20 protein-coding genes and 2 pseudogenes are annotated in these 23,319 nt (G+C 45.8%); 5 read left to right on the top strand and 17 right to left on the bottom strand.

Translation table 11 applies throughout. The features are described 5' to 3' along the window. Positions 1-100: 100 nt before the first annotated feature. Positions 101-639, top strand: a pseudogene (locus G3I67_RS12550) (LysR substrate-binding domain-containing protein); the annotation flags it as partial. A gap of 251 nt (positions 640-890) precedes the next feature. Here G3I67_RS12550 and G3I67_RS12555 read toward each other — a convergent pair. From G3I67_RS12555 to G3I67_RS12570, 4 genes are read right to left on the bottom strand one after another with little or no spacing between them, the layout of a single operon-like run. Then, positions 891-1,721: a transporter gene (locus tag G3I67_RS12555; RefSeq protein ID WP_163655877.1), complete on the bottom strand. Its 831-nt coding sequence runs from the start codon at positions 1,719-1,721 to the stop codon at positions 891-893. Positions 1,722-1,745: 24 nt separating this feature from the next. Continuing rightward, positions 1,746-3,050: a lipase family protein gene (locus G3I67_RS12560; protein ID WP_163655878.1), complete on the bottom strand. Its 1,305-nt coding sequence runs from the start codon at positions 3,048-3,050 to the stop codon at positions 1,746-1,748. Positions 3,051-3,101: 51 nt separating this feature from the next. Continuing rightward, entirely contained in the window at positions 3,102-4,424 is a 1,323-nt protein-coding gene (locus tag G3I67_RS15150; protein WP_163655879.1) for a nuclear transport factor 2 family protein, read from the bottom strand. A gap of 2 nt (positions 4,425-4,426) precedes the next feature. Further along, entirely contained in the window at positions 4,427-5,407 is a 981-nt protein-coding gene (locus tag G3I67_RS12570) for a Bug family tripartite tricarboxylate transporter substrate binding protein (RefSeq protein ID WP_163655880.1), read from the bottom strand. A gap of 89 nt (positions 5,408-5,496) precedes the next feature. Between G3I67_RS12570 and G3I67_RS12575 the strand changes: the two genes are divergently transcribed. Then, a complete protein-coding gene (locus tag G3I67_RS12575) occupies positions 5,497-6,483 on the top strand; it encodes a LysR family transcriptional regulator (RefSeq protein WP_260074523.1) in 987 nt (328 codons plus the stop codon). Positions 6,484-6,695: 212 nt separating this feature from the next. Continuing rightward, positions 6,696-7,487, top strand: coding sequence for a hypothetical protein (locus G3I67_RS12580; protein ID WP_163655882.1), 792 nt, complete (start codon positions 6,696-6,698; stop codon positions 7,485-7,487). Between the two features lie 245 nt (positions 7,488-7,732). Here the strand turns inward: G3I67_RS12580 and G3I67_RS12585 are convergent, their stop codons facing one another. The 11 genes from G3I67_RS12585 to G3I67_RS12635 form a co-directional block, all read right to left on the bottom strand. After that, positions 7,733-8,626 (bottom strand): NAD(P)-dependent oxidoreductase, encoded by an 894-nt coding sequence (locus G3I67_RS12585; protein WP_163655883.1) that lies wholly within the window; start codon positions 8,624-8,626, stop codon positions 7,733-7,735. A gap of 124 nt (positions 8,627-8,750) precedes the next feature. Then, positions 8,751-9,950 (bottom strand): ABC transporter substrate-binding protein, encoded by a 1,200-nt coding sequence (locus G3I67_RS12590; RefSeq protein ID WP_163655884.1) that lies wholly within the window; start codon positions 9,948-9,950, stop codon positions 8,751-8,753. A 42-nt stretch (positions 9,951-9,992) separates the two neighbouring features. Then, positions 9,993-10,697, bottom strand: coding sequence for an ABC transporter ATP-binding protein (locus tag G3I67_RS12595; RefSeq protein ID WP_163655973.1), 705 nt, complete (start codon positions 10,695-10,697; stop codon positions 9,993-9,995). Beyond that, positions 10,684-11,418: an ABC transporter ATP-binding protein gene (locus G3I67_RS12600; RefSeq protein WP_163655885.1), complete on the bottom strand. Its 735-nt coding sequence runs from the start codon at positions 11,416-11,418 to the stop codon at positions 10,684-10,686. Before G3I67_RS12600 ends, G3I67_RS12595 begins: the two co-directional genes overlap by 14 nt. Next, a complete protein-coding gene (locus G3I67_RS12605) occupies positions 11,415-12,410 on the bottom strand; it encodes a branched-chain amino acid ABC transporter permease (RefSeq protein WP_163655886.1) in 996 nt (331 codons plus the stop codon). The genes G3I67_RS12600 and G3I67_RS12605 overlap by 4 nt, the downstream gene beginning before the upstream one ends. 3 nt (positions 12,411-12,413) lie before the next feature. Continuing rightward, positions 12,414-13,274, bottom strand: a complete 861-nt coding sequence (locus G3I67_RS12610) for a branched-chain amino acid ABC transporter permease (RefSeq protein ID WP_163655887.1) — start codon at positions 13,272-13,274, stop codon at positions 12,414-12,416. Then, entirely contained in the window at positions 13,271-14,023 is a 753-nt protein-coding gene (locus tag G3I67_RS12615; RefSeq protein WP_163655888.1) for a cyclase family protein, read from the bottom strand. The genes G3I67_RS12610 and G3I67_RS12615 overlap by 4 nt, the downstream gene beginning before the upstream one ends. A 241-nt stretch (positions 14,024-14,264) precedes the next feature. Then, entirely contained in the window at positions 14,265-15,926 is a 1,662-nt protein-coding gene (locus G3I67_RS12620; RefSeq protein ID WP_163655889.1) for a carboxylesterase/lipase family protein, read from the bottom strand. Between the two features lie 101 nt (positions 15,927-16,027). Next, entirely contained in the window at positions 16,028-17,395 is a 1,368-nt protein-coding gene (locus G3I67_RS12625) for a DASH family cryptochrome (protein ID WP_163655890.1), read from the bottom strand. Positions 17,396-17,406: 11 nt separating this feature from the next. Beyond that, positions 17,407-18,966 (bottom strand): cryptochrome/deoxyribodipyrimidine photo-lyase family protein, encoded by a 1,560-nt coding sequence (locus tag G3I67_RS12630; protein ID WP_163655891.1) that lies wholly within the window; start codon positions 18,964-18,966, stop codon positions 17,407-17,409. After that, positions 18,963-19,130: a DUF2256 domain-containing protein gene (locus G3I67_RS12635; RefSeq protein WP_163655892.1), complete on the bottom strand. Its 168-nt coding sequence runs from the start codon at positions 19,128-19,130 to the stop codon at positions 18,963-18,965. The genes G3I67_RS12630 and G3I67_RS12635 overlap by 4 nt, the downstream gene beginning before the upstream one ends. A gap of 283 nt (positions 19,131-19,413) precedes the next feature. On the opposite strand from G3I67_RS12635, the pseudogene G3I67_RS12640 reads away from it, so the two are divergent. Continuing rightward, positions 19,414-20,622, top strand: a pseudogene (locus G3I67_RS12640) (DUF2252 domain-containing protein). A 50-nt stretch (positions 20,623-20,672) separates the two neighbouring features. Here the strand turns inward: G3I67_RS12640 and G3I67_RS12645 are convergent. Continuing rightward, the gene (locus G3I67_RS12645; protein ID WP_311197121.1) at positions 20,673-20,897 is read right to left on the bottom strand and encodes a carbonic anhydrase; all 225 of its coding nucleotides are present in this window, start codon (positions 20,895-20,897) and stop codon (positions 20,673-20,675) included. 435 nt (positions 20,898-21,332) lie between these two features. Between G3I67_RS12645 and G3I67_RS12650 the strand changes: the two genes are divergently transcribed. Beyond that, positions 21,333-22,235 carry a dimethylarginine dimethylaminohydrolase family protein gene (locus G3I67_RS12650; RefSeq protein WP_203583655.1) on the top strand — a complete coding sequence of 301 codons (903 nt, stop codon included), beginning with the start codon at positions 21,333-21,335 and terminating at the stop codon, positions 22,233-22,235. A gap of 43 nt (positions 22,236-22,278) precedes the next feature. Here the strand turns inward: G3I67_RS12650 and G3I67_RS12655 are convergent, their stop codons facing one another. Further along, a complete protein-coding gene (locus G3I67_RS12655; RefSeq protein WP_163655894.1) occupies positions 22,279-23,277 on the bottom strand; it encodes a Bug family tripartite tricarboxylate transporter substrate binding protein in 999 nt (332 codons plus the stop codon). Between the last annotated feature and the right edge of the window lie 42 nt (positions 23,278-23,319).

The following is a 23,319-nucleotide window of genomic DNA, read 5'->3' on the forward strand; positions in this document are numbered from 1 at the left end:
CATTTTTGAGAAGATCATTCAATCACATGGGTCAATCTTGGGTGAAAAATATTGCCTAAGATGGGTCAGCTTTGAGCGATCGCCAACAGATGTCAAATAAAAATTCCAGTTCGGTGGAATTGGCACGCCTTGCGGTTACGAAATCGACCTGCTAGTCACTCTCGATCCGCTTTATAAATCTGGTTTGAAGTTCGAACCTGTGTTTGAATACCAGCAAGTATTTGTTGTGGGCAAAAGCCATGCGTTGGCTTCGGCTGCCCATGTAAAACCCCAGCAGCTGTCCCGGTAAGTAAAGATCCTCTATCCCGTGGATATTCAGCGCCTAGACATCTATAACCAATTCCTGTTGCCAACCGGGACCACCGCAAGCACCATAAGACCATCGAAACGACCGATATCATGCTGCAGATGGTGGCCAGCGGTCGCAGTGTGGCCGCCCTGCTCCGTTGGCTTGTCGAAGAATACGCAGTCAAGATGGATGTGGTACCTGTGCGGCTGGGCGCACGCGATATAGACAATCAGATATTTCTGGGAGCACGGGAAGCGGATATAACTATAGATTACGTACGCGCGTTCATCGAACTGGTTCGTCAGCCTAATGGTGAGACAGGAAAAGTCAACCAAGCCCTCACCAACTAACAATAATTATCAACGACCCTAAGCCCTTGAACTACTGATCTTTTAAATCGGTCCTCATCCCACCACCAATACCGCGAAGGGTCCGGATAATCTCTGGGCCCTTTTTTTTGGTTGAAGACCCGGTTCAGTCGGATGTCGGTCTTTGAGGCAAAGCTGCCAAAATCACTCGAGTTAAAAATAAATAAACTCAAAGGATTTTGGACAAAAACTCCCTCGAATATCGCACGGTAAACATACTGAATGTTTACAGATCACTTAGGGAATACGAATGTCATACTTGCGCGCGCACCCCATCCAGAAGGTCCGCCGGGCATACTGTTCAAGTAATAACGGGCACCCACAGTAAATGAAACAGGTAGCTCACCAAATTTAACCAATTTGGATATCGTCGCATTCATAGGATTTTCAGATTGTTTTGTGTCCCAGTTATAGGTTGATTGGGTATTCAAAGAATAAGTCCAAGCATCATGTGTCACGTAGGAAATGAATGGCTGATAATACAAATTGTTTGCAGTACCAGATGTGGTATCTCCGCCCGTACCCCACGTGTTATAGGTCAAAAGACCAACCGTCCACGGGGCCTTCATCACAAGTCCAACCGCAGTAACGCCAACCCCAGTTTGAGCTGTACCAAAATTACGCCCGGAAAGCGACGGGGTAGTCACAATCGGCCCCACACCCCAAATGACATCGCTAGCCGCCCTTGGCGAGAAAAATGTCTCTAACGTGATTGGTGCTGCACCAGATCCTGTATATCCATTTACATTGCTAAGAGATTCAAGCGTAATGACCGGTCTCAGAATATAGTTCCAATCATTATTCAACTTGATCGGTACAACAGGTTGAACAATCAACGAATTGGCGGTCCCTTTTTTATCGATTCCGATATTCGCATCGTAGTTGTATTGAATTGGAAATGAAATCAGATCAGCAACTGGATTAGTTAATTTTGTAGCAATATCATTCGCATCAGATTTTGATTTTTCTGAGGACTGGGCGGCTGCAGAGTTGGCCATTATGCATGTAACACCAAGCAACAACGATGCAAATATTGACTTCTTAAATTTATTCAAAAGATTCATAACTTAGCCTGATCAACTCAACATTTATTGGATTTTGCTACAACCATTGGTGACAGGCTTGCCAGCTATGCGATCTTTAACCCATGAGAGATACATTGGAGCCGACACTCCGGGAGTTGTGAAATGGGTTTGCTCTCCGGGCAATTGAATCCTTTCGATACTCGCCCCCATCGAACACATTTGCTTCTGATAAAGCTCATGCATGATTGGTGGAACCGCAGTGTCTTTTGTACCCCAATAAATAACTACAGGTGCAACCGGTTTTACTGGTTTCACACTACCATCAACAAATGCCTTAATCCAAGCCAATGAATTGTTAGTTTGAGGTTTGATTAGAGACTTGTACTGATCTCCATATGCATAACCAATAGAATCGGCCATCACATGCACGCATTTATTACTTGATAATGTATCCGCAACCTTTACGCCCTCTTCAGTTAGTACATCGGTCAATTTAAGATCGGGATAGGCTGCTTGAGTCCCCCAAAGACCCATCATAAAGTGAGCAAACAAGAATACATTCGGAACATTTGCCTGAGTAAATTCATTCATGAGCTTGCTCGCGCCAGCTTCATCGGTGGGTGGTTTTGGAAGCATGGCTGCAACGTCTTCAGGCGCCAGCGCAACAAATCCAAGATATTCCAGGTTATCTGCGGCAGTACCTTGTTCAGCTTGATAGTCCGGCAGACTTGCAGCGGCAATCGTCGCACCACCACCTTGTGACCATCCATAAATAATAGTCTTCTTACCGGCACCAACTTCTTTCATTGCACTGGCAGCTCTGGCAGAATTAATAACGTCCCTGCCATTTGTAGCAGCAACAGCGTACTGATGTTTACCGCCGCCACCCAGACCTTGGTAATCTGTAGAGACTACAACATACCCTTCATCGATAAACGCTTGACCATTTGGAATCCCGAAGTCGGTCCAGGAATTTCCATCCATTAGAAAATACTCATTGAGTTCACGAGTTGGATCAATGATTTGGGATGGCCCACAGTTTTGCGCCGCTCCGGTTGTGCCGTGAGCCCAAGCCAAAATAGGTCTTCCTTCTTTTGGGGCTGGTCCGACTGGAGCAATAATTAATCCGGTAGCAATCGTTTTACGTCCCGCAACATCAGATGAAATGTAGGCAATTTTCCAGGCTTGTGTACCTTTGAGCGAAGTCGGAATTTGCTCTTTTTTAACAATCTGTCCAAGTTTGCCTTCTGGAGCCAATTTCATTACCGCTTCATAAAACGGAGGAACGGGCGGCTCTGCCTGGCTGGAAGAGGTAAACATTGCAACACAACCGATCGCTAACAATAACGATTGAACGTAATTTTTCATAAATCCCCTGCATTTAAATAAAAATTTTGAACCTTCTAAATAATTCGCTTTTTAAACTCGATTTTTACGAAATGAGTTTTTCAATAGAATCTTGCCATCTCTGAAGGTGAACACATCACACCCATTAACTTCCATCTTTTTTCCATCTATAGATGTACCTGTAAACACCCACTCGGATAAACCACGATCACCACTCACAAAATGCCTATCATGACTCCACTTTGCATCAGGAAAGACTTTCCACGCATTTTGAAAACCTTTTCGCACCTCTTCTAATCCAACAAACCTAGTTCCGCACACTAACGTGCCGGTCCAGGTTTCAAAGGCACAATCAGGATGCATGTAACTCATCAATGCATCGATATCATGATCATTCCATGCGCGAGCAAAGCCCTTCAACTGTTCAATAGAAACGCTCATATTTTTCTGGGCTTTACTACGATTTAACTCATCTAACCGCATGGACCGGTAAAGAAAATCCGACATGGCTGGCTCAAGAGAATTAACAATATTTGGGTTTTCTATGCGATGGATCGAACTCGTTGATGGATAGAAATGTGTTGCGCCCGGAGCCCTCCATAATTGATTGATTACCCCGAGTTCACTCAAGTATGCATGCGACTCTTGACAGAGTGTTTTGATATGATCCAGATCAATTTCACCCATCACCATCATGATCGGTGGATTTTTATCATCTGACCGAATCAATCTTTTTCCATCTATTGTTCCGATCATTCCCGAAAGCGCAACAATGGCCGCAGCTGGTACCTTTTTGCCATAAGCAGCACTGGCAGCCATGCGTGCGCCCGCAGAAAACCCGCCGACAGCAATTCTAGTGACATCAATTCCGTATTCTGATGCATGATCGTAGACATATTCAAATGCCTTGCGCATATCATCAACCGCAGCTTCGACGCCCGCCCAAAGCATGTATGACGTGGCCGGCTCCAATCCTAAAATATTGCGTACATGATCCATCCGTGATCGAGAAATCGTATTTTTATCCAAAATAATGTTATTGCTACCCGGATCGGGATCTTCTTGCACTAACCGATAATCTATTGAGAATGTGACATAGCCACGCTTTGCGAATTCATGACAGTATTCCGAAACGGGCGTATTTCGATGTCCTTCAATATCAAATTCATCCGCTTCTTTTGATCCGCGATGAAATGCACCACCAAACGCCATGATCAATGCGGGACGCCCTGATTGTGGAGCCATCACGCTTTTTGTTGGAACTGATCGAGGCAGATAAACATCCATGCATAACGCACGGGACTTAGGTACGGTTGTATGGTTGATACCACCAGTGCCGTACTTCACATCATGGATGATTTCAACTTCGTATATTTTTTCTTTGAAGTTAGGCATTTTCAGTCGTTTTTTGCACCAGATTGCCGGGCAATATCGCCCCATATTTTGACATCCTGAGCAAATTGTTTGCTCCAACCATCCACTGTCCATGGCGGCGATGGAGGTATGGAGCCGCCAGCGATGATCTTCTCCTGAATTTCCGGAGATGCGATCACAGTATTGATGTCCTGATTCAATTGATCCGCTAGGGCTTTCGACATTCCAGCAGGGGCAAATACTGCATGCCAGCCAACGGTCTCAAATGGAATTCCTGATTGCGCAAGAGTGGGCACATCAGGCAATGAAGGAGAGCGTTGCCGCCCCATAATAGCAATTGCTCGCAACTGACCACTCTTAATCAAAGGTGTAATTGAAATGGCATCCAGTATGGCAAAAGACAATTGTCCCGAAATAACATCAGGCAATGCAGCGCTGCTGCCCTTGTAAGGAACATGCGTCATCTTTAGCTTGGCAATCTGATTAATGCTTTCACCGACTAAATGCGCCGGGGATCCGTTGCCAAAACTGCCGAACGTGACTTTTTCTCCATCCTTGCGAGCAAGTGCAATCAAATCCTCCATGTTTTTAATGGGAGAGTCAGGACGGGTCACCAGAATCAATGGAACTGTCGCAATCTGCGTAATAGGAGTAAAGCTTTTAATAGGATCAAAATTTAGTTGAGAAAAAACCGCTGGTGCAATCGCAAATGGAGCGGATGTCAGAAGCCAGGTATAACCATCTGCCGGCTGCTTGGACACAAACTCGGCACCAATATTGCCACTTGCGCCAGCTCGATTTTCAACAATAACTGGCTGCTTCCATTTTTCATTTAATCTGGCACTAATCATTCTCGCAATGATATCGGCCCCGCCTCCCGGAGGGAATGGGACAACAATTTTGACTGGCTTGCTCGGAAAATCTGTTTGTGCAAATGCCGAATAATGCCCACTCAAACAAAAATACAGGCAAAGAACCAAAGCCAAACACTTTCGCCAGATCATTATTCACTCCTACAGGAATGTATATAGCTTAGATAAAACTAGAATAAAATAAAACTTATTAATTAGGATATATGTATAAGTATTAGGTTATGGTTAAAAAAACGTCCTCTAATGATCTGCCTAGCTTTGCATCTTGGACCAATCGACTTAGATTGCGACATTTAGCTATGTTGTTGAACATCTCGAAACATTCCAGTCTGACTGCGGCTGCCGAGTCAATGAATATGAGTCAACCGGCGGTATCGCAATGGTTGAGCGATATTGAAAGTGCCATTGGCGTCACGCTTTACACACGAGGCCGTCGGCTCAAACCTACTCCTTACGCAGACATCCTGATCAAACACGCGCATGTCATGCTAGGCGAATCAAGCCGAATGCATGAAGAAATCTCTGCGATGCAAAAAGGATCTTCCGGGATCGTGCGTATCGGAACGCTTCTTGTTGGAGCAACAAAGATATTGCCCGCGACCTTGCTAAGCCTGATGGCCGAACACCCAAATTTGCAATTTTCGGTGATTGAAGACCTCAACGTTAACTTGGTCACTCGTTTTGAAAACAATGAACTCGATATCATCATCGGACGCATCGATTTTCTGATGTTGACCTCAAAATACTTTCATGAAGTATTACTTGATGATCAACATTGCGTTTTTTGTGGGCCCAATCACCCTCTGACTAAAAAAAGAAAACCAACATGGAAAGACACATTGAATTTTCCATGGATTCTTCCTCCGTCAGATACCCCGCTGCGGCAAGCGATTGAAATGAATTTTGCTGCAAATGAATTAGCATATCCAACGCCATGGGTAGAGTCGACATCGATTACCGCAAACATGTCATTAATGCGCCAGAGCAATTGTCTAGCCATCAGTTCCACCACAGCCGCACGGCATTACGAATCCTTTGGAATCATTCGAACATTACCGCTCGTGCTTTCTTATTTATCAAATTCTATTGGCATGATGTGGAGAGATAAAACCCCATCGCCTCAAGTCCAAATGGTTTTGGATGCTTTACGTAAACAAACGAAAATCATTCGCTCTGAACATGCTGAACGCTTAAAAGTAACAACTTAAATTGCCGGATTTTTTCTAATCAGTTCATACCTGAAGGACGATGATCATGTAGGAATATATTCAACTTACCCTGATTTTCATAAAATTTATCGCCGTGAAAAAAACTCTACGCATTTGTTTTTAGTCAAAAATTTAAAAAATGGGCATTAACTTTCAAGCCAACAAAATCGCTTTGCTCAGAAAATAATTAACTCCACTTAAATCTATCCACCATGAAAAAGAACTTACTTACTAAGCTCGCATATCTACTCTTTATCGGCATATTAAACGCCCCTGCTTTTGCCGCTGATAAATCGGCGCCAATTGCTATTCCACAGGTATCAGATGGATTTCGCTACTCTTTGACCCCATATCTTTGGGCGGTCAACGTTGGTGGAGATATTGCCTATAAAGACCGAACACTCATCGATCAGAATATTTCTACTGGTGAGCTGTTATCCAAACTTCAATACGGCGGCATGATTGAAGGCGAGGTACATAATGGCAACTGGGGTTTTGCAGCAAACCTGCTTTACTCAAGCATTCAGAATTCTAGTTCCCGCATGCGAGGCGTTGTGGATCTTGGTTCAACCACTACAGCCCAGATGGGCATTTATAACCTAACAGCCACCTATACACTTTTAAGTAGCAAACAAGCTTATGTGGATGCATTGCTAGGCGTGAGGATTTTATCCAATGATGCAAAAGTAAATGTCAATGCCCAGGGTACCCCTTTGGGCACTACTTTGAAATCTAATACCACATTGACGAATCCTATCGTCGGGCTCAAGGGTCGATACCGCCTTGGTGAGTCTGATTATTTCGTGCCGTTTTATATTGATGTGGGTGGTGGTGTTGACGGTACACAATTGACAACGCAAGGTATTCTTGGAATAGGTAAAGCGTACGACTGGGGTGATTTGATGCTGGTGTTCAATGACGTTTACTACCAGACTAAAAATGGCGCTACGACGAGCAATCTGAATTTCTATGGTGCCGCAGTTGGTGTAACGTTCAAATTTTAAATTAAGCGCACGGTAGTAAATACCGTGTATTCTTTCTGGCCCTGCTCTTACGCCATACGGGTGCGTATGGCTTTATTTCATGCTTCTTAGTTCGTATGTAACTATCCGAGTGAATTCATTGACATAGAAATTTTGTGCAAAATCAGTCGATATCGCGCAAGATAAATATAAGAAGGGTCAACTAAAGGGAAAACCATCCTTAGCCAACAAGGGCTTTAAAAGTATGCTCCATCAGTCTTCTGGACTCACCCGCGAACCTCAACTCCTGCCCAAGACTCTACGACGCGGCACAACGAGGTGTAATCGGATTCGGCGCCATACATCGCGTTCGTAATAGCGAGCATCTCACGTACTGCAGCGCCGATTACCATCGGAACGCCTAGCGCTTCAGCTTCATTGATACACAAGCGAATATCTTTGTACGCAAGTCCTGTACCAAAGCCAAAATCGAAACCGCCCGTCAAAATCGAACGGGTGAACTTATCCTGGGTAGCACTGTTACGCCCCGAACCCGCATTGATCACTTCCAGCATCACTTTGGGATCCAAGCCTGCTTTCACGCCCATAACCATCGCTTCCGAAGAGACCGCGATGGCGGCAGCAGCCAGCAAGTTGTTTGCAAGTTTCATCGTCTGCGCCTGCCCTGCCCCCTCACCCAAATGAAATACTTTGCCAAAGGTTAAGAGTATGGGTTGCAATGCTGCAAACACACCTGAGGGACAGGACACCATCACGGCAAGCGTTCCCGCTCGAGCCCCTGGAACGCCTCCACTCACTGGTGCGTCGACATAGTCAATACTTCTAGCATTTAAAGCTTGCGCTGCTTTGACTGCCGCTTGTGGACCGATCGTAGAAAAGTCAACGACATGCTTGACCCGTGTCCCCTCGATAACACCTTGAGGCCCTGTCACAACACTCAATACGATCTCCGGCGTGGGTAAACTCATAAAGATTGTTTCAGCCTGATTAGCCACTTCAGCAGCGGATTCCGCCTTTATGGCGCCCCGTGCAACCAAAGCGGACACCGCCTGTTGATTGGGGTCAAAGACGCAAACACGCTTACCCGCATTGAGCAAACGTGTAGCCATTGGCGTACCCATATTGCCGATACCGACAAAACCATATTGAATTTCAGCCATATTTCTTCCAATTTTTTAAAACAAGCTGATGTAAATGAGGCTTCGCACACAATACCACCAGCGACATAAAAAAACCGGGGCAAGTTAAAACATTGCCCCGGCTTGATTTCAATTCAATCCATATTTATTGAATTTTTTTGCCTTCCCACAGGAAAGGCTTAGTCTGCGGACCTTGTGGCCAGATTGGTACAAGCTCGCCATTCTGCCACTGCGCCATGATCGAATAGGTCATCGTATTGGCGCCACGAGCATCAAACTTGACGCCACCGCCCGGCATGTATTGAGCATTACCGCTCTTAAAAGTCATTTCATGCAATGCATTAGCTAAATCTGTTGGTGAGCGTGACTTGGTTTTTTCCAGCGCCTCTGCAATCAACTCTGTAATGACGGCATGTTCAAAACCTGCATGCGACATGAAGGTACCGTATTTGGCACGATACTGTTCATTCAAAGGACCGATTGCAAGGGCGGGAGTTTCGACAAAAATGCCTTCTGATTCGGCGCCAATCGCTTTATAAAAATCCGGCTCAAGAAATCCGGCACCACCCGCGACGATAGGAGTCTTGTCGCCTTGCTGTCGCAAACCACGAATGATCAGAACCGAGTCCGAAATCGTCGCGTTAATAAACAAAGCCTGTGCCTTGGCTGCCACTATTTTATTGACCAACGGCACTGCATCCGCCAAACCTGGCGCGTACGATTCGAACAGCACAACCTTCAAGCCTGCCGCCTCTGCCGTTTTCTTGACGCTATCGGCTTGCGACTTGCCAAAGGCTGTATCTTCAAAAATTACGGCGATAGACTGGATTGGAGGAGCCCCTGCCTTTTTACCCAACTCAAGGGTGTGTTCAACTTGATTCTTACCCATCGAACTGGCAGTGGCCACCACCTGATAAACAAACTTGTAGCCACGATTGATGATGTCATCCGAAAAGGACATCGTCAGAAAGGGAATCTTTTGTCGCTCGGACACACCGGTTGCGGCAAAGGTGATCGAGCTGCCGTATGCGCCTTGAATCGCGACTGGACGATTGTTGCTGATCATGCGTGAGACAACGTTCGCTCCTGTTGAAGGATCCGAGGTTGTATCGGCATAAATCATTTTCAATGGTGCGCCGCCCAGGGACTTGATGCCGCCCTTCTGATTAATGTTATCAACCGCAATATCGATACTACGTTTGATGTTTTGCCCGGATAGTGCCATCGGACCTGACAAGGGGATAGCCACACCGACCGTGACAGGATCTGCAGCCTGAACAACTCCTGCAGAAAAAGCCAGGCTCATTGAGAGCAACGAGCCCATGAATAAAGATTTGCCTTTCATAGTTGTCTCCATAATTGTTTTAAGAATGTGCTGCATGACTTTTTAAAGTCCGAGAAAAGCTGTCCTGACTCCGGGATCCGTCTTCAGGGCCTCTGCGCTACCGCTGATGGACACTTCGCCATGTTCAAGAACATAGGCTCGCGAAATCACGCCCAGCGCCATAGGTACGTTTTGTTCAACCAGAAGAATCGACAAACCTAGCTTCTGAATTTCACAAATCTTTGAATACACCTCATCAACAATGATAGGGGCCAAACCCATCGAAGGCTCGTCAAGCAAAAGCAGCCTCGGATCCAGCATCAAGGCACGGCCAATCGCCAGCATTTGCTGCTCTCCGCCCGATAGCGTTCCTGCCGCTTGCTTACGACGCTCGGCCAATTTTGGGAACAAGGCATAGACGGTTTCGATGCGTTGATTGCGCGCCGGCTTGCTGGCAGGCGTGATTGCCCCAAGTATAAGATTTTCTTCAACGGTCAAACGCGGAAAAACCTGACGCCCCTCGGGCACATGCGCAATCCCTAGTTCAGGTCGACGATGAGATGCCAATCCATCAATCCGCTCACCAGCGAACATAATATGGCCGGCATGAACCGGCACCAGACCGGAAATCGCGCGCAGTAGAGTCGTCTTGCCTGCGCGATTAGCACCAATCACGCCGACAAACTCGCCTGGATTGACGTGGATAGACACATTCGTCAGAGCCGGAATCCGATCGTAATCTACCGCAATGGAATCAATTTGTAGCAGCACTTGCGCCTCGACCTAAATAACTTTCGATGACAGACGGATGGTTGGCAACATCGGACGGTGTGCCATCCGCAATGCATTCGCCTTGCTGAAAAGCAATAATCCTGTCGCATAGCGCCATGATTGCTCTCATATTATGCTCAACCACGATGAGCGTAATGCCTTGATCTCGCATCGTCCGGATAAAATCCATTGCCAATAAGGTTTCCGACGGCGTCAAGCCAACCATTACTTCATCAAGCAAAAGCATTTTCGGCTGCGTGGCCAAAGCCCTGGCAACTTCAAGGCGGGCGCGATCAACCATGGTCAGGTCTCTGGCCGATGCTGTCGAGTCGGGATTCATTCCTGCCAGAATTAGGGCGTTGCGCGCAGCCACTCTTGCTTCCCGCACAGAATTTGTTCTGAGCAACGCTCCAACCATCACGTTTTCGACCAGACTTAAGTCTTCAAACAGCGCAATAGTCTGAAAAGTCTTTGTCATGCCAAGCTTAGCAATCGAATGCGGTGCTAAACCCTGCACCTCCTGCCCATCAAAAACAATGCGACCCGTAGTAGGCTTGGCTAAACCGACCAACATATTGAAAGTTGTCGTTTTACCTGCGCCATTCGGACCAATCAGACCTAGGATTTCGCCTTTTTTAACTGAAAAGTTCACATCCTTGACGGCGACTAAGCCACCAAACACTTTTGTCAGCCCTTCTACTCGCAAAAGCTCGCTCACTTTGTCAACCTCGCGAAAACTCGATTGAAAATCTGCTCGCCCCAGTGCAGAAGACCTCGTGGTCGAACCAGAACCAGAATAATCAACAACACCCCATACAACACACGGCCAACACCTGCAAATTGGTCCGAGAAAACGGCATTGGTCCACTCATCCAAAAAGGTCAACACAACTGCGCCAACAAACGGCCCCCAGACATAGGTCAGACCGCCCAGAATCGACATCATGGCAACTTTAATCGAGACGTTCCAGAAACTGAATACCGTCTCGGGGTCGATAAAAAAGTGCATCTGCGCATACAGCACACCATACGCTCCCATCAAGCTGCAACTAATAAAGTTGGCGATCAACTTTGTCTTGAGCGTATTGACGCCCACGACTTCTGCTGCTTCATGGCTCGAACGCAACGCGCGCAGTCGATAACCCAGTGGCGCATAGTGGACGGTATGACCAATAAAAATTACAACTGCGAACATCCCAAGCGCAATCAGATAGAACTCGTAGTTACCAACAAACTGCATAAACCACCAACCGTCCTGCATCGCCGGAACCGAAATACCGAGCGCACCACCGGTTGCTTTGGCGTAATACAAAACGATGATCCGGATGATTTCCGCAAATGCCAGTGTGCCAAGCGCAAAGTAGTGGCCTCGCAAACGAAAACTCGGCCACCCGATGATTAAACTAGCTAACCCTGCCAACACCAAGGCGGCAATCATGCCCAGCCAGGGAGACAATTGAAGATGAATCAGGAGCAGTGTGGAACAATAGGCACCTATTCCAAAAAAAGCGGTATGGCCCAGGGAAACCAGATTCGCCTCCCCTCCTACGATGTTCCATGCTGTTGCCATTCCTGCAAACATCAGAATCAAAGTTGCGATGCGCAAAGAATAGGCATTGGTATCGAGCAGAAAAGGCGGAATGCACAGCCCGACAAACACGAGAACAATCAGTGCTCGTTTTACATTTGAATTTAGCGCGGTAGCTGTCATCACTTATCTCTTGAAAAGACCATAAGGCCTGAACATCAATGTACCGATAAAAATTACGTAGACCAGGCCATTCTGCAAGACTGTCGGCAGCAAGGCTGAACCGAGTGAATAGACAACACCGATTATCAGGCCTCCAGCTACTGCCCCACCTACCGAACCCAATCCTCCCAAGGTCACGACTGTGAACATGATTAATCCGTAGTTATGACCAATCGTTGGATAAACATATGCATATGGCAAAATCGCTGCTCCGGCGGCTCCAGTGAGCGCTGTTCCAACAGCAAAAGCGATTAAATGGATACGTTGCGGATTAATGCCTACCAGTTGTGCAGCTGTACTGTTTTGCGCCGTGGCACGCATCATTCGCCCCAAGTCTGTCTTCTCAAGAAACAGCCATAAACCTCCAGCGAGCACAGCGGACATGGCGAAGGCATACAAATAAGGCAAAGACATCCGGATCGGTCCAAACACGATCGAGTCAGTTTGATAGGCGGTTTTCACAGAGCGAAAGTCTGCCCCAAACAGTACTTGGCTGACACCAACCAATACAAGCGAGATACCGATCGTAAGAAAAATCTGGTTAACCATCGGCGCCTTCAGAATCGGCTTGATCAAAAATCGTTGGGTAATCGCCCCGAAGGCAAACATGATCGCCATAACCAGAGGCGTCCCAAGCACTGGATCCAGCCCCAACACGGAAAAGAGCACATATGAGATATACATGCCTACCATTAGAAAATCAGCCTGAGCAAAATTAACAATGTCCATCACGCCAAAAGCAAGAGCCAGTCCAACACTGATAATCGCGAACACTCCGCCAATCAGCAAGCCGCTCACCAGAGCCTGTATGAATGTATCTGTCATGTTGTTGCATCCGTCCGTGCAAGTCGTCTGGCTAACACGCGTGCGGGCGCTCCATCCGAATCTTCAATATTGAGGGCTGAAAACATAAACTCGACACGTTCTCCCGCCAACGCATCCAAGCCAGTGATATTCTCGGCAACCAGTATTCCGTTCCCTAGCAAGATATGGTGTGCAGGCCAGTTATAGTTGGCCGGACGCCGCCCAACTGGCATATCCGGCGTGGGCAAATCACACGCCAGAAGTTTTATTTTTTGCTCGAGCAACCACTGCGCTGCCTCCGAACTGAGATATGGATGATCGTCATAAGCAGGCGTTCCGGCATATTGAGACCATCCAGTGTTCAACGCCACGATGTCTCCTGGCTGAATTTGAACCGCACAGCGACGCAAATCATCGGGCTCGATCAACTCGCCCGGCTTTTTCATCACACGCAGTACAACACCGGGACCAGACAAGCGCTCGAGAGAGATCTCGTGAAAGGCGGGTCCGTCACTATAAAAGTGGCGAGGCGCGTCCACATGTGTGCCAATATGCACAACCATCTGCATTTCCGTGATATTTAACGGATCCTCGGGCAAGCTTTTCAAACGACGAAAACTTGGCTGCGGAAACACGGTTGCGCGTGGAACCTTCGGTCCGAGACGATAGGTCAGATCCAGCCAAGGGCCACTTGCTTGTAAATATTGAGAATCCGGAAGCGGCATCCATCCACGCCAGCCATGACCACGCGCTTTTGAGCAATCACACATAAGTCGCCTCGCATACAGTCAGATGCGCCGACTCTGTAGATCCTCTATCTACCTTGTGCTGCATTTTGTCTCCAGTCATTATGATGACTTATATCGACTCATGTCATTTTGCATGGTCGTATTTATTCTATATACCTAAAAGTATATCCTTTCTTGCATTCATTGTGATCAGATGAACTCTGAAGATAAAGTTCTAAAGAGACAAGTCGTTTCGGTGAGGTATCCAGCAGAAAAATTAAAATTAGTGAGTATTTTTGGGCAACTTTACGCCATACATCTCACGCAAGCGTAGGATCTGATAGTCAACGCGCTCTTTGAGCAAGTTCGTGATTGTCTGATTATCATCAGAGAACTTTCTCATTACATCATCCTTAAGATTGTAGATTGGCCAATGAGCCTGTCCCTCTACATTCGGATTGCCAGTCTTGGCAAAAGCAACCCAACTAGCGGACATTATTTCAGACATCGCGATATCTTGCGGATTATTTTTATCGGTAATTGGATACCAATATTTTGGCCATATGCCCCTTTTCTTGATATCTTCCTTTGACTTCTCAATACGAGCGCAACGATTTGCGCCAGACTCGATAGTCTTAGGTGCTTGTGGCATCAGCGCATAACTACCAAATACATAGTTAATTTCAAAAGTGTGCGGAACACCAGGGTAAGCAGGTCGAATATTCTTGGTTAGATAATCAAAATAGTATGCATACCCTGGTGCAATACCATTCATACTATCCGCCAACAATTTAGTGCTGCCTCGATAAAGCATATCGCCTAAGGCATCAGATGACGCTATGCACTTATCTTCAACATTTCCGTAGAGCCGATCAAGAATTGCTGGATCCTCGCGGAACGTTTTGGCAAGCCCTGCCATAGAGGGTTGAGATGGAACCAAAAAACTGGAGTCCCAGGAGTTGGTGCCAATCATAAAAGGCACTTTCGCCTGTTGGCCTGCAGCAAATAAAGGAACAGGATCTCCTTTCAGAATCTGGCCATCAATAAAAGGACCACCAAATTCACCATCTTCAAAATTAGCCGCAGTAAGAATTAATTTTTTAGTTGGCAAACTTCTAAGCTCTTTTAGAGATTTCACTTCAAGTCCATTCATAAACTTTTCTGAAACTTCTGTTTCTGCAGCCATGCCTAGACGCATCTCTGTCATGCCACGCAATGGACTTTGTTGGGCACTTTGAGCAATTGCCTTGTGAAACAAACCCCTGGCAGCATCAGACACCATCAACCAAGTGACGCTTCGCCCACCGGCTGATTCACCAAAAATTGTCACGTTGTCAGGATTACCCCCGAAAGCAGCAATATTGCGCTTCACCCACTTGAGCACTGCGATCTGATCCATCGTGCCATAGTTGCCAACAGGCTCCCCTTTAGCTTTTGCTTCTTCGATCAATTCATTGGTAGCAAAAAATCCCAATGCACCTAAACGGTAATCAAAGGTCACCACAATAACGCCATTCTTTACCAAACTAATTGGTGTAAATTGAGCATCCTTGGCACCATCAACCAGCAAACCGCCTCCATGTATCCAAACCATCACTGGCAAATTTTTGCCAGGTTTTGAGGGGGCAAAGACGTTTAACTTTAAGCAATCTTCATTTCCCGGTAAATCAAGGCCGGAGCTCAAGGTTTTTACATAAGGCTGCGGACAAGAATCACCAAATTGACTGGCATCACGCACCCCATTCCATGGGACTGCTGGCTGTGGAGGACGCCAGCGCAAATCACCAACTGGTGGCGCTGCATAAGGAATGCCCTTAAAAACGTGCATGTTGTATTCAATCGCCCCTTGCAACGACCCACTATCAACGTTCGCGGAGGGTCGCTCTGGATTGGCGGCACTATTGAACGCAATTGTGCTCAGCAAAAGAATAAGAATCTTTTTCATTCGAAATTCCCTAATTAAACGTCCTAGTTGAAATGATTTTCTGTGAAAATCATTTCATTTTCATCATTCAGATTTGCATCAATTTACAGAACACCGGCAACTCAAGTTTCCAACCACATTTTTCTGTAAATACCTTCTGGATCATAGTTTTTTGCTTGCAATTGAGGATTAAATCTGCGAGTAGGCCTAGGGTCTGTCCCTCGCCCGCTAAGATACAACCAATTGCCTTGATTACTATAAACATCGTAATCGATCAGATTAGCTTCAAACCATGCAGCACCAGCTCTCCAGTCGCATCTCAAATCATGAATTAAAAAGCTTGCAACATTCTGACGCATCCTATTAGAAAGATAGCCCGTCAAAGCAAGTTCGTTCATACCCGCATCAATAAATGAATTACCCGTTTCACCATCACACCATTTCTTAAAGGCTGCATGATCGTGCTTTGGTAGCGAAATATTTTTTAAACCTCGTGCCGCATACAGTAATTTGCCGTACTTTAGATGCAACCATCGAAAATGATCTCGCCAAAGCAACTCGAAAAAAAGCCAATACGTGCTCTCATTTGCGCCATGCATTTCTTCAAACTTAGCTATAGCTGCCCATGCCCGCCTCGCAGAGAGCGCGCCCGTGGCTAACCATGGAGACCATTTGCTGGAGTAGTCGATACCTATCAGTTCGTTTCGGGTTGATTTATATGAATGAGGCAGGCCTCGACCACAATATTGGTCGAGGTGTGCAAGCGCGGCTTTTTCCCCTCCATGAAATCTGAATTGATTCCATGGAAAAGATGAACGAGGGTCAATCTCTGGGTGATTTGAATCTATTGAAGCAGCAAGATCATGAAGTGCACCTCTACATAATGCCAAGTCAGAATGTCCCGGAAGTGGCGGCAGCACTTTCACATCTTCTAATGGTGGTGTAGCGCGAACTGCATATTGTTCAAGGAGTTGACGAAATTTAGTAAAAGTATCCGGCAAATCCTCAGGTTTAAAAGGAAGCGATTCAGGAGCAATCAGTGTGGATTGCCAAACAGTCTCGACGGATACTCCATTACGCCTGATTTCTTCAACCTGATCCTGTTCTTCCGGAGCGGCGATCTCTTCGCAGACTATCAACGGACCACCAAGCACATGAACAAGATTCGCAAGGACATGCGCAGAGTTTCCACTAACTTGTATTAGTGTGCTGCCTAATCGGGTTAATTGATTGAATAAATCATCCAAAGCCATGCGAACCCATGCGGTTTGTTTAGCTCCGATGCGCTTAAATCCCCATGGAGTCATTGCATCTAATCGGTTGTCATGAATATAAACCGGTAACAGCCAGCCACCTAAACGATGGGCGATGTCTATTGCATGCGCAAGTGCCACTTGGTCATGCAATCGCAAGTCATTACGAAACCAAAAAATTACGCCAGGACTAAGCCGATTCGACCTATTGTCATGACAAGCAGGAAATGAAGTCATGTCAGATGCATTTAAAAATCAAAATCCAACTGATTTTGCTTAGATGAGTAGATGCCTGAAGTAGGACGAGATGGCGTTCGATCGCCTCGATGTTTACGTGATGCATGTTTTTCGATGATGGCACTTTTTGCGGATTTGACCTCATCAGTTTGACGCCTTCTGTGTAGTCGCTGTTTAGCATCACGTGTGGCCTGAGATAAATCCACTAAAGGTCGCGCAATGTCACTACCAACACGGATACCAATATGTGTCTGAACACTATTTGGCATTAACCAAGGCTCAAAAAGCCAGGTATCGGGAATCTTGCGCAAATTAGGTATCCATCGTCTGACAAATTGGCCATAAGGGTCATGATCCTGCGCTTGTTTGATTGGATTGTATACACGCGTAGCATTGATTCCGGTCGTGCCAGATTGCATTTGCAATTGGCTCCAATGAATACCAGGTTCATAATCTAGAAATTGCGTAGCCAGCCACTCCCCGACAGGGCGCCAATGTAACCACAATGGATAGGCGGCAACAGAGACCAACATGGCACGCATTCGAAAATTTAGCCAACCCGTTTCCCTTAACATCGCCACACAAGCATCTACCATTGGCCAGCCGGTACGTCCCTCTCGAAGCGCTTGAAAGTGTACTTCATTGAAATCATTTTCGCGTAGGCCATCATATCCACGATTCATGTTGCGCCATTCAATGCCGGGTTCAGTTTCCAATTTTTGAATGAAGTGGCAATGCCAATATAAACGACTGATAAAAGCGGTTAAACCCAAACGGTGACGACTGGCGTACGGAGGTAGCTGAGAAATCTGTGTACGAGTTTGTTGCACAACCTCCCGCATGCTAATGCAGCCCCATGCCAGGTATGCTGAAAGCCGTGAGCATGCGTCCGGTGCAGACAGAGGAGAAGAAATTCCTCCGCGATAGCCCAAACTGCGTGCATGTAAAAAGCTTTGCAATGTAGAGAGTGCCAATTGACGACCACCACGCTGACGCAATGGAGGGTTATGTTCAAGACAATCAGGAGCCTGGATTTGAGATGGCGCAAACCATGAGGTTCGTTTCGCTACTTTTGTAGATGGCTGCCAAAACTTCAGTCCACCAACATGATGAACAGGCTCGGCCATGAAATTCTCCCAGGCAGCTTGCCATAGACTACGGCTTTTCAGGGCACGAACCACACCAAACTGAGGGTACTCGTGCCATTTAACACCATGGTTACGACACCATTCCCCTACTTGCAAGTCGCGAGCATATGTGAAACCGTTTCCGGTTTCTTGATGCGAGTGCAGTTGGTGAAAAGGAGCTTCCTGCCAAATCCGAGTCAACACATCGGGCACCTCACCCGTGTGTACCTCGACACAACCTCCATGCAATTGGAGCTCGGCATCTAATTCTTGCAAGGATTCCCGCATGAATTCAAAATGCTGCAATGCAGAATCGGGCTGCAACCACAACTCGGGCTCAACTACATAAATACAACGAATACGTCCGCAAAGCGCAGCTTGTTTCAAGGCAGCATGATCCTGCCAGCGCAAATCTCGCTTGAACCATACTAATTCGTAACTCATTTTGATAAAGCTGATTTAGATTTGCGACAAGCGTTAGAACAATACAAGACATGTTCCCAATTTTTGGCCCAAGCCTTTCGCCACGTCATCTGACGCCCACAGGCTTTACAAAGCTTGCTAGGCAGGCTTAGCTTGTTTCCTTTGAATGTCGTCTTCAATGTCATGGAGCACGTTCGTGGTTCGTATTGCAAGTCAATAACTGTAAAATTCATGCTTACGCATACCAACATTAAACATCAATAAAAAATGGGTAACAAGATAGTCAAACGTAATGAATCACTGTCTGAATTCGACTCCAATCAGTCTGTATTTCTTTCATTGGAAGAGCGTATCAAGCGTGGCAAAAGCATGCGAAAGTCAACTCCGCGAGAGTCTCATGCTGAATGGAATCCAAAGCTCAAACGCAAGGATCCAATCAAGATTCTCGAACATTCAAACAAGGGGCGGATGAATGATTTAATCCCTATTCGATATGGACGTATGATCCGAACTCCCTTCACATTTCTGCGAGGTGCGGCAAGCCTGATGGCTTATGATCTTGCCTCGACGCCAAGCACCGGAGAATACGTGCAGGCATGCGGTGACTGCCATTTGATGAATTTTGGCTTATTCGCTACCCCTGAACGCAATCTGATCTTTGACATCAACGATTTTGACGAAACACTACCAGCACCTTGGGAGTGGGACGTAAAGCGTTTGGCAGTTAGCTTTATAGTAGCTGCCCGAGACGTCGAACACAGTCATTCAGAAGGGAAACGTGCCGCCATGGCGTGTGTGCGTGCATATCGCGAAAAAATGGCCGCCTACGCCAAAATGAGCCCGCTTGAAGTCTGGTACGACAAACTTGATGCAAAAACCCTCATCAAAAATGCCCCGGATGAAGATTCACGAAAAAATCGGATACAGATTGCCAGAAAAGCACGAGAACGTATCGGAGAATATCTCTTACCCAAGATTGCAACCAAGGTCGATGGCCGACATAGGCTAGTTGATCAACATCCTGTTCTGTTTCATGTAGAAGATACTGCCCAATCTGAAAACACACTCCATGCAATTGAAGAATATCGAATGACGTTGTCGGATTAGCGACGCAAACTCTGGGATCGCTACCGTATTGAAGATATTGCCATCAAGGTAGTTGGAATCGGTTCTGTTGGTACACGTTGTTTTGTTGGATTGTTTTTCTCGGCTGAAAATCACCCCCTTCTGATGCAATTTAAGGAAGCCAGGCCTTCAGTACTTGAACCATACGCCCAAAAGACTGTCTATAGAAATAACGGACAGCGTATTGTGAACGGGCAGCTACTCATGCAGGCCTCAAGTGACATATTTCTAGGATGGACACGTAGTCGTCTGGGCTTTGAATATTACGCAAGGCAATTAAGAGACATGAAGTTTTCAATGCCACTTAACGGAATCACGCCTCAACGATTGCATAATTATGCAGAGGTGTGCGGCTGGACATTGGCACGTGCGCATGCTAGATCGGGAGATGCTGCGTTACTGAGTGGTTATATGGGTAAATCGGTAGCTTTCGACAAAGCGATTGGCGATTTTTCTGTAGCGTATGCAGATCAAAATAATGCAGACTATCAAAAACTCGTGAATGCGATCGCTATCGGTAAGATCAAAGCGCTGATTGAAGAGGATCTTTGATGCAACCGTTTAATCGGCACTCAAAAGTCCTCTACTCTAAGGAACTGGCATTACGCAATCAGAGATACTCGACCAGTTTGTAGATCATACAATCCACCAACAATTTTTAATTTACCTTGAGACACTCGCTCACTAATGATTGGGTTTGACTCTTTTAACTTAATCACACTCGCCGCATTGATCGCGCCACAACTTGTATGACCTAAAACCATGATCAATGGTGCATTTAAAACAGCAACTCCATATTCCAAACTAGCAAGAATATCGGTGTTAATAAAGAATCAATTCACCTTTGACATAGCGCTCATTACCCGCCATCAAACGTTTCAAGACTTTCTCACATGTTTTTGCTCCGTTCAAAAATTTAAAGATCCACGGTCCACCGGTACGATGCTTATTTGCTAATAGAACATCACATTACAAAAAAAATATACACTTGAAACAAATCAAATGTAAACATTGTTTACTAAATGTTGAATATATCAAGTTGATAAAGTAGACTTCGATGAGGTTGACAACAATCAATTCAATTCGATTCGGATTTATTTTCAAATCAAATCAAAATTTTTAAGACAATTGAATTGAACGTTTCAGATAAACGATCAGAAGCCAACAACAGAATGCAAAGAATTTTTGTACAAAGCGAATTTGCCTCATTACACGCAGTGATAGTTGCTGAATGCGAATTTAGGCTGCCAGACGCTGACTTCATGACAGGTGAACAACTCGCGAAAGAGCTATCTATCTTGCCGTTATCCGAACAAGAATTTATGCGTTCAATTCTCGGTACAGATATGCGGGATTCCAAACCTGATGTACAAAAACGCTGGGAAGAGGAACGGTCAAAGCTTGTCGATCTTTTCAGGCAACTTGGTGTCACCGTGTATCGGCCCGAAAAATTGACTGCTTTGCAAAAGTTGAATCGCGGAAAGGCTGGTTATTCGAATAACTTTGTTCGCGACCCATTGATGGTAATCGGCAACAACGTTATCGAAGCAAGCTTCAGGTTTCCACATCGTTGTGAAGAAATCCTTCCCTGTCGTCCGTTAATCGAAAAATTGGTTATGCCTGCTGAATGCGGTTATTTTGCAGTGCCTCGTCCGGACATCCTACCGATTGATGCAGATTTCGACAAAGCAGGTCCCTTTCTTGAAGGAGGGGATGTATTGGTGCTTGATAAAAATGTTTTTGTCGGAATTTCCGGCAGAGCATCATCCTTGAAAGGGATGAATTATCTAGCCAAACTTCTTGCTCCGCAAGGATATAAAGTCCACAGGGTTGCACTCAAGCCTAATTTCTTACACCTTGATTGTGCAATGGGATTATTGAGGCAAGGATTAATGCTTGTTTGTCCTGAAGCATTTATAGATGGAATTCCGGAATATTTTCGCGAGTGGGAAAAAATAGAGGTTTCGATGGAAGAAGCTTCCGCTCTTGGAACAAATGGTATTCCCCTATCCCCCAACGTTTACATTACGGATCCGATATTTGAACGTATTGGAGCGGAAATTAATAAACGTGACATTGATGTTCACTACATTGACTTTACGATTTCTCGATCGCTAGGAGGAGGTTTTCGGTGCAGTACGCAAGCATTGCATCGTGAAGACTAAACATGGCCCATCTTCATTCATATTGATCAGGGCCTAGCATTCATTAGTCCGCTTTTATGCCGGCGTCAGAGACAACTTTCGCCCATTTTGCAATTTCCGCCTTTTGAAAAGCTGCAAATAGTGCGGATTCACGTCCATCTGGCTCGACCCCCATCGCGCGAAGCTTTATCCCAACTTCGGGGGATTTTATGATCTCTGACAAATTCCTCGATAATTTCTCGACAACTTGAGATGGTGTTCCGCCCGGTGCAAAAACACCTTGCCAAGATTGCATCTCAAAGCCCGGCACACCGGCCTCTGAAATAGTTGGAACATTGGGTAACTCTGCCAACCTTTTAGCTGATGTCACACCCAAAACTTTAACTTTTTTTGCTTCAATCATCGGTTGAGCGGCTGCATATGTTTCAAAAACCATATCCAGTTGCCCACCAGCCAGATCTACCATGGCTTGTGAGCCTCCCTTATACATAATTTGGCGCATTTTTGTACCGGTCAAACTCTGAAATAACTGACCGGAAAGATGTTGCGAAGTGCCAGCACCCGATGAACCATAGGTCAAACTATCGGGATTACGCTTCAACTCTTTTATGATTTCTTGAACATTATTAAATTTGCTGTTTACTGGTACGACCAAAACATTGCTCACTGTGCCAACCATCGCTAGAGGCACGAAATCTACGACGGGGTCATAACCTAAATTCTTTGCAAAAAAGGGATTAACTGCATGGGTAGTGATAGTGCCACCCATGATTGTGTAACCATCGGCAGAAGATTTGGCAACAAGCTGCGTACCTACTATGCCTGAAACACCGGGTTTATTTTCAACGATGACAGATTGCTTAAGCATGATTGACAGATGCTGTGCAATCAATCTCGCGACATTATCCGAAACACCACCAGTTCCGAAGGGCACAACATACTTGATGGGTTTTGATGGCCAGTTTGCCTCCGATGCTTGTGCACTCGCATTGCTAAAGAATAAACATGTAAATGCAGCACAAATAAATTTGAATATAAGGCTTTGATTTTTTATAAAATTCATTTGCTCGCTCCTTTAACCTGCCATTTAAAATTATTAAGTACT

The sequence above is a fragment of the Sheuella amnicola genome, from assembly GCF_010499255.1.
Lineage (GTDB): Bacteria > Pseudomonadota > Gammaproteobacteria > Burkholderiales > Burkholderiaceae_B > Zwartia > Zwartia amnicola.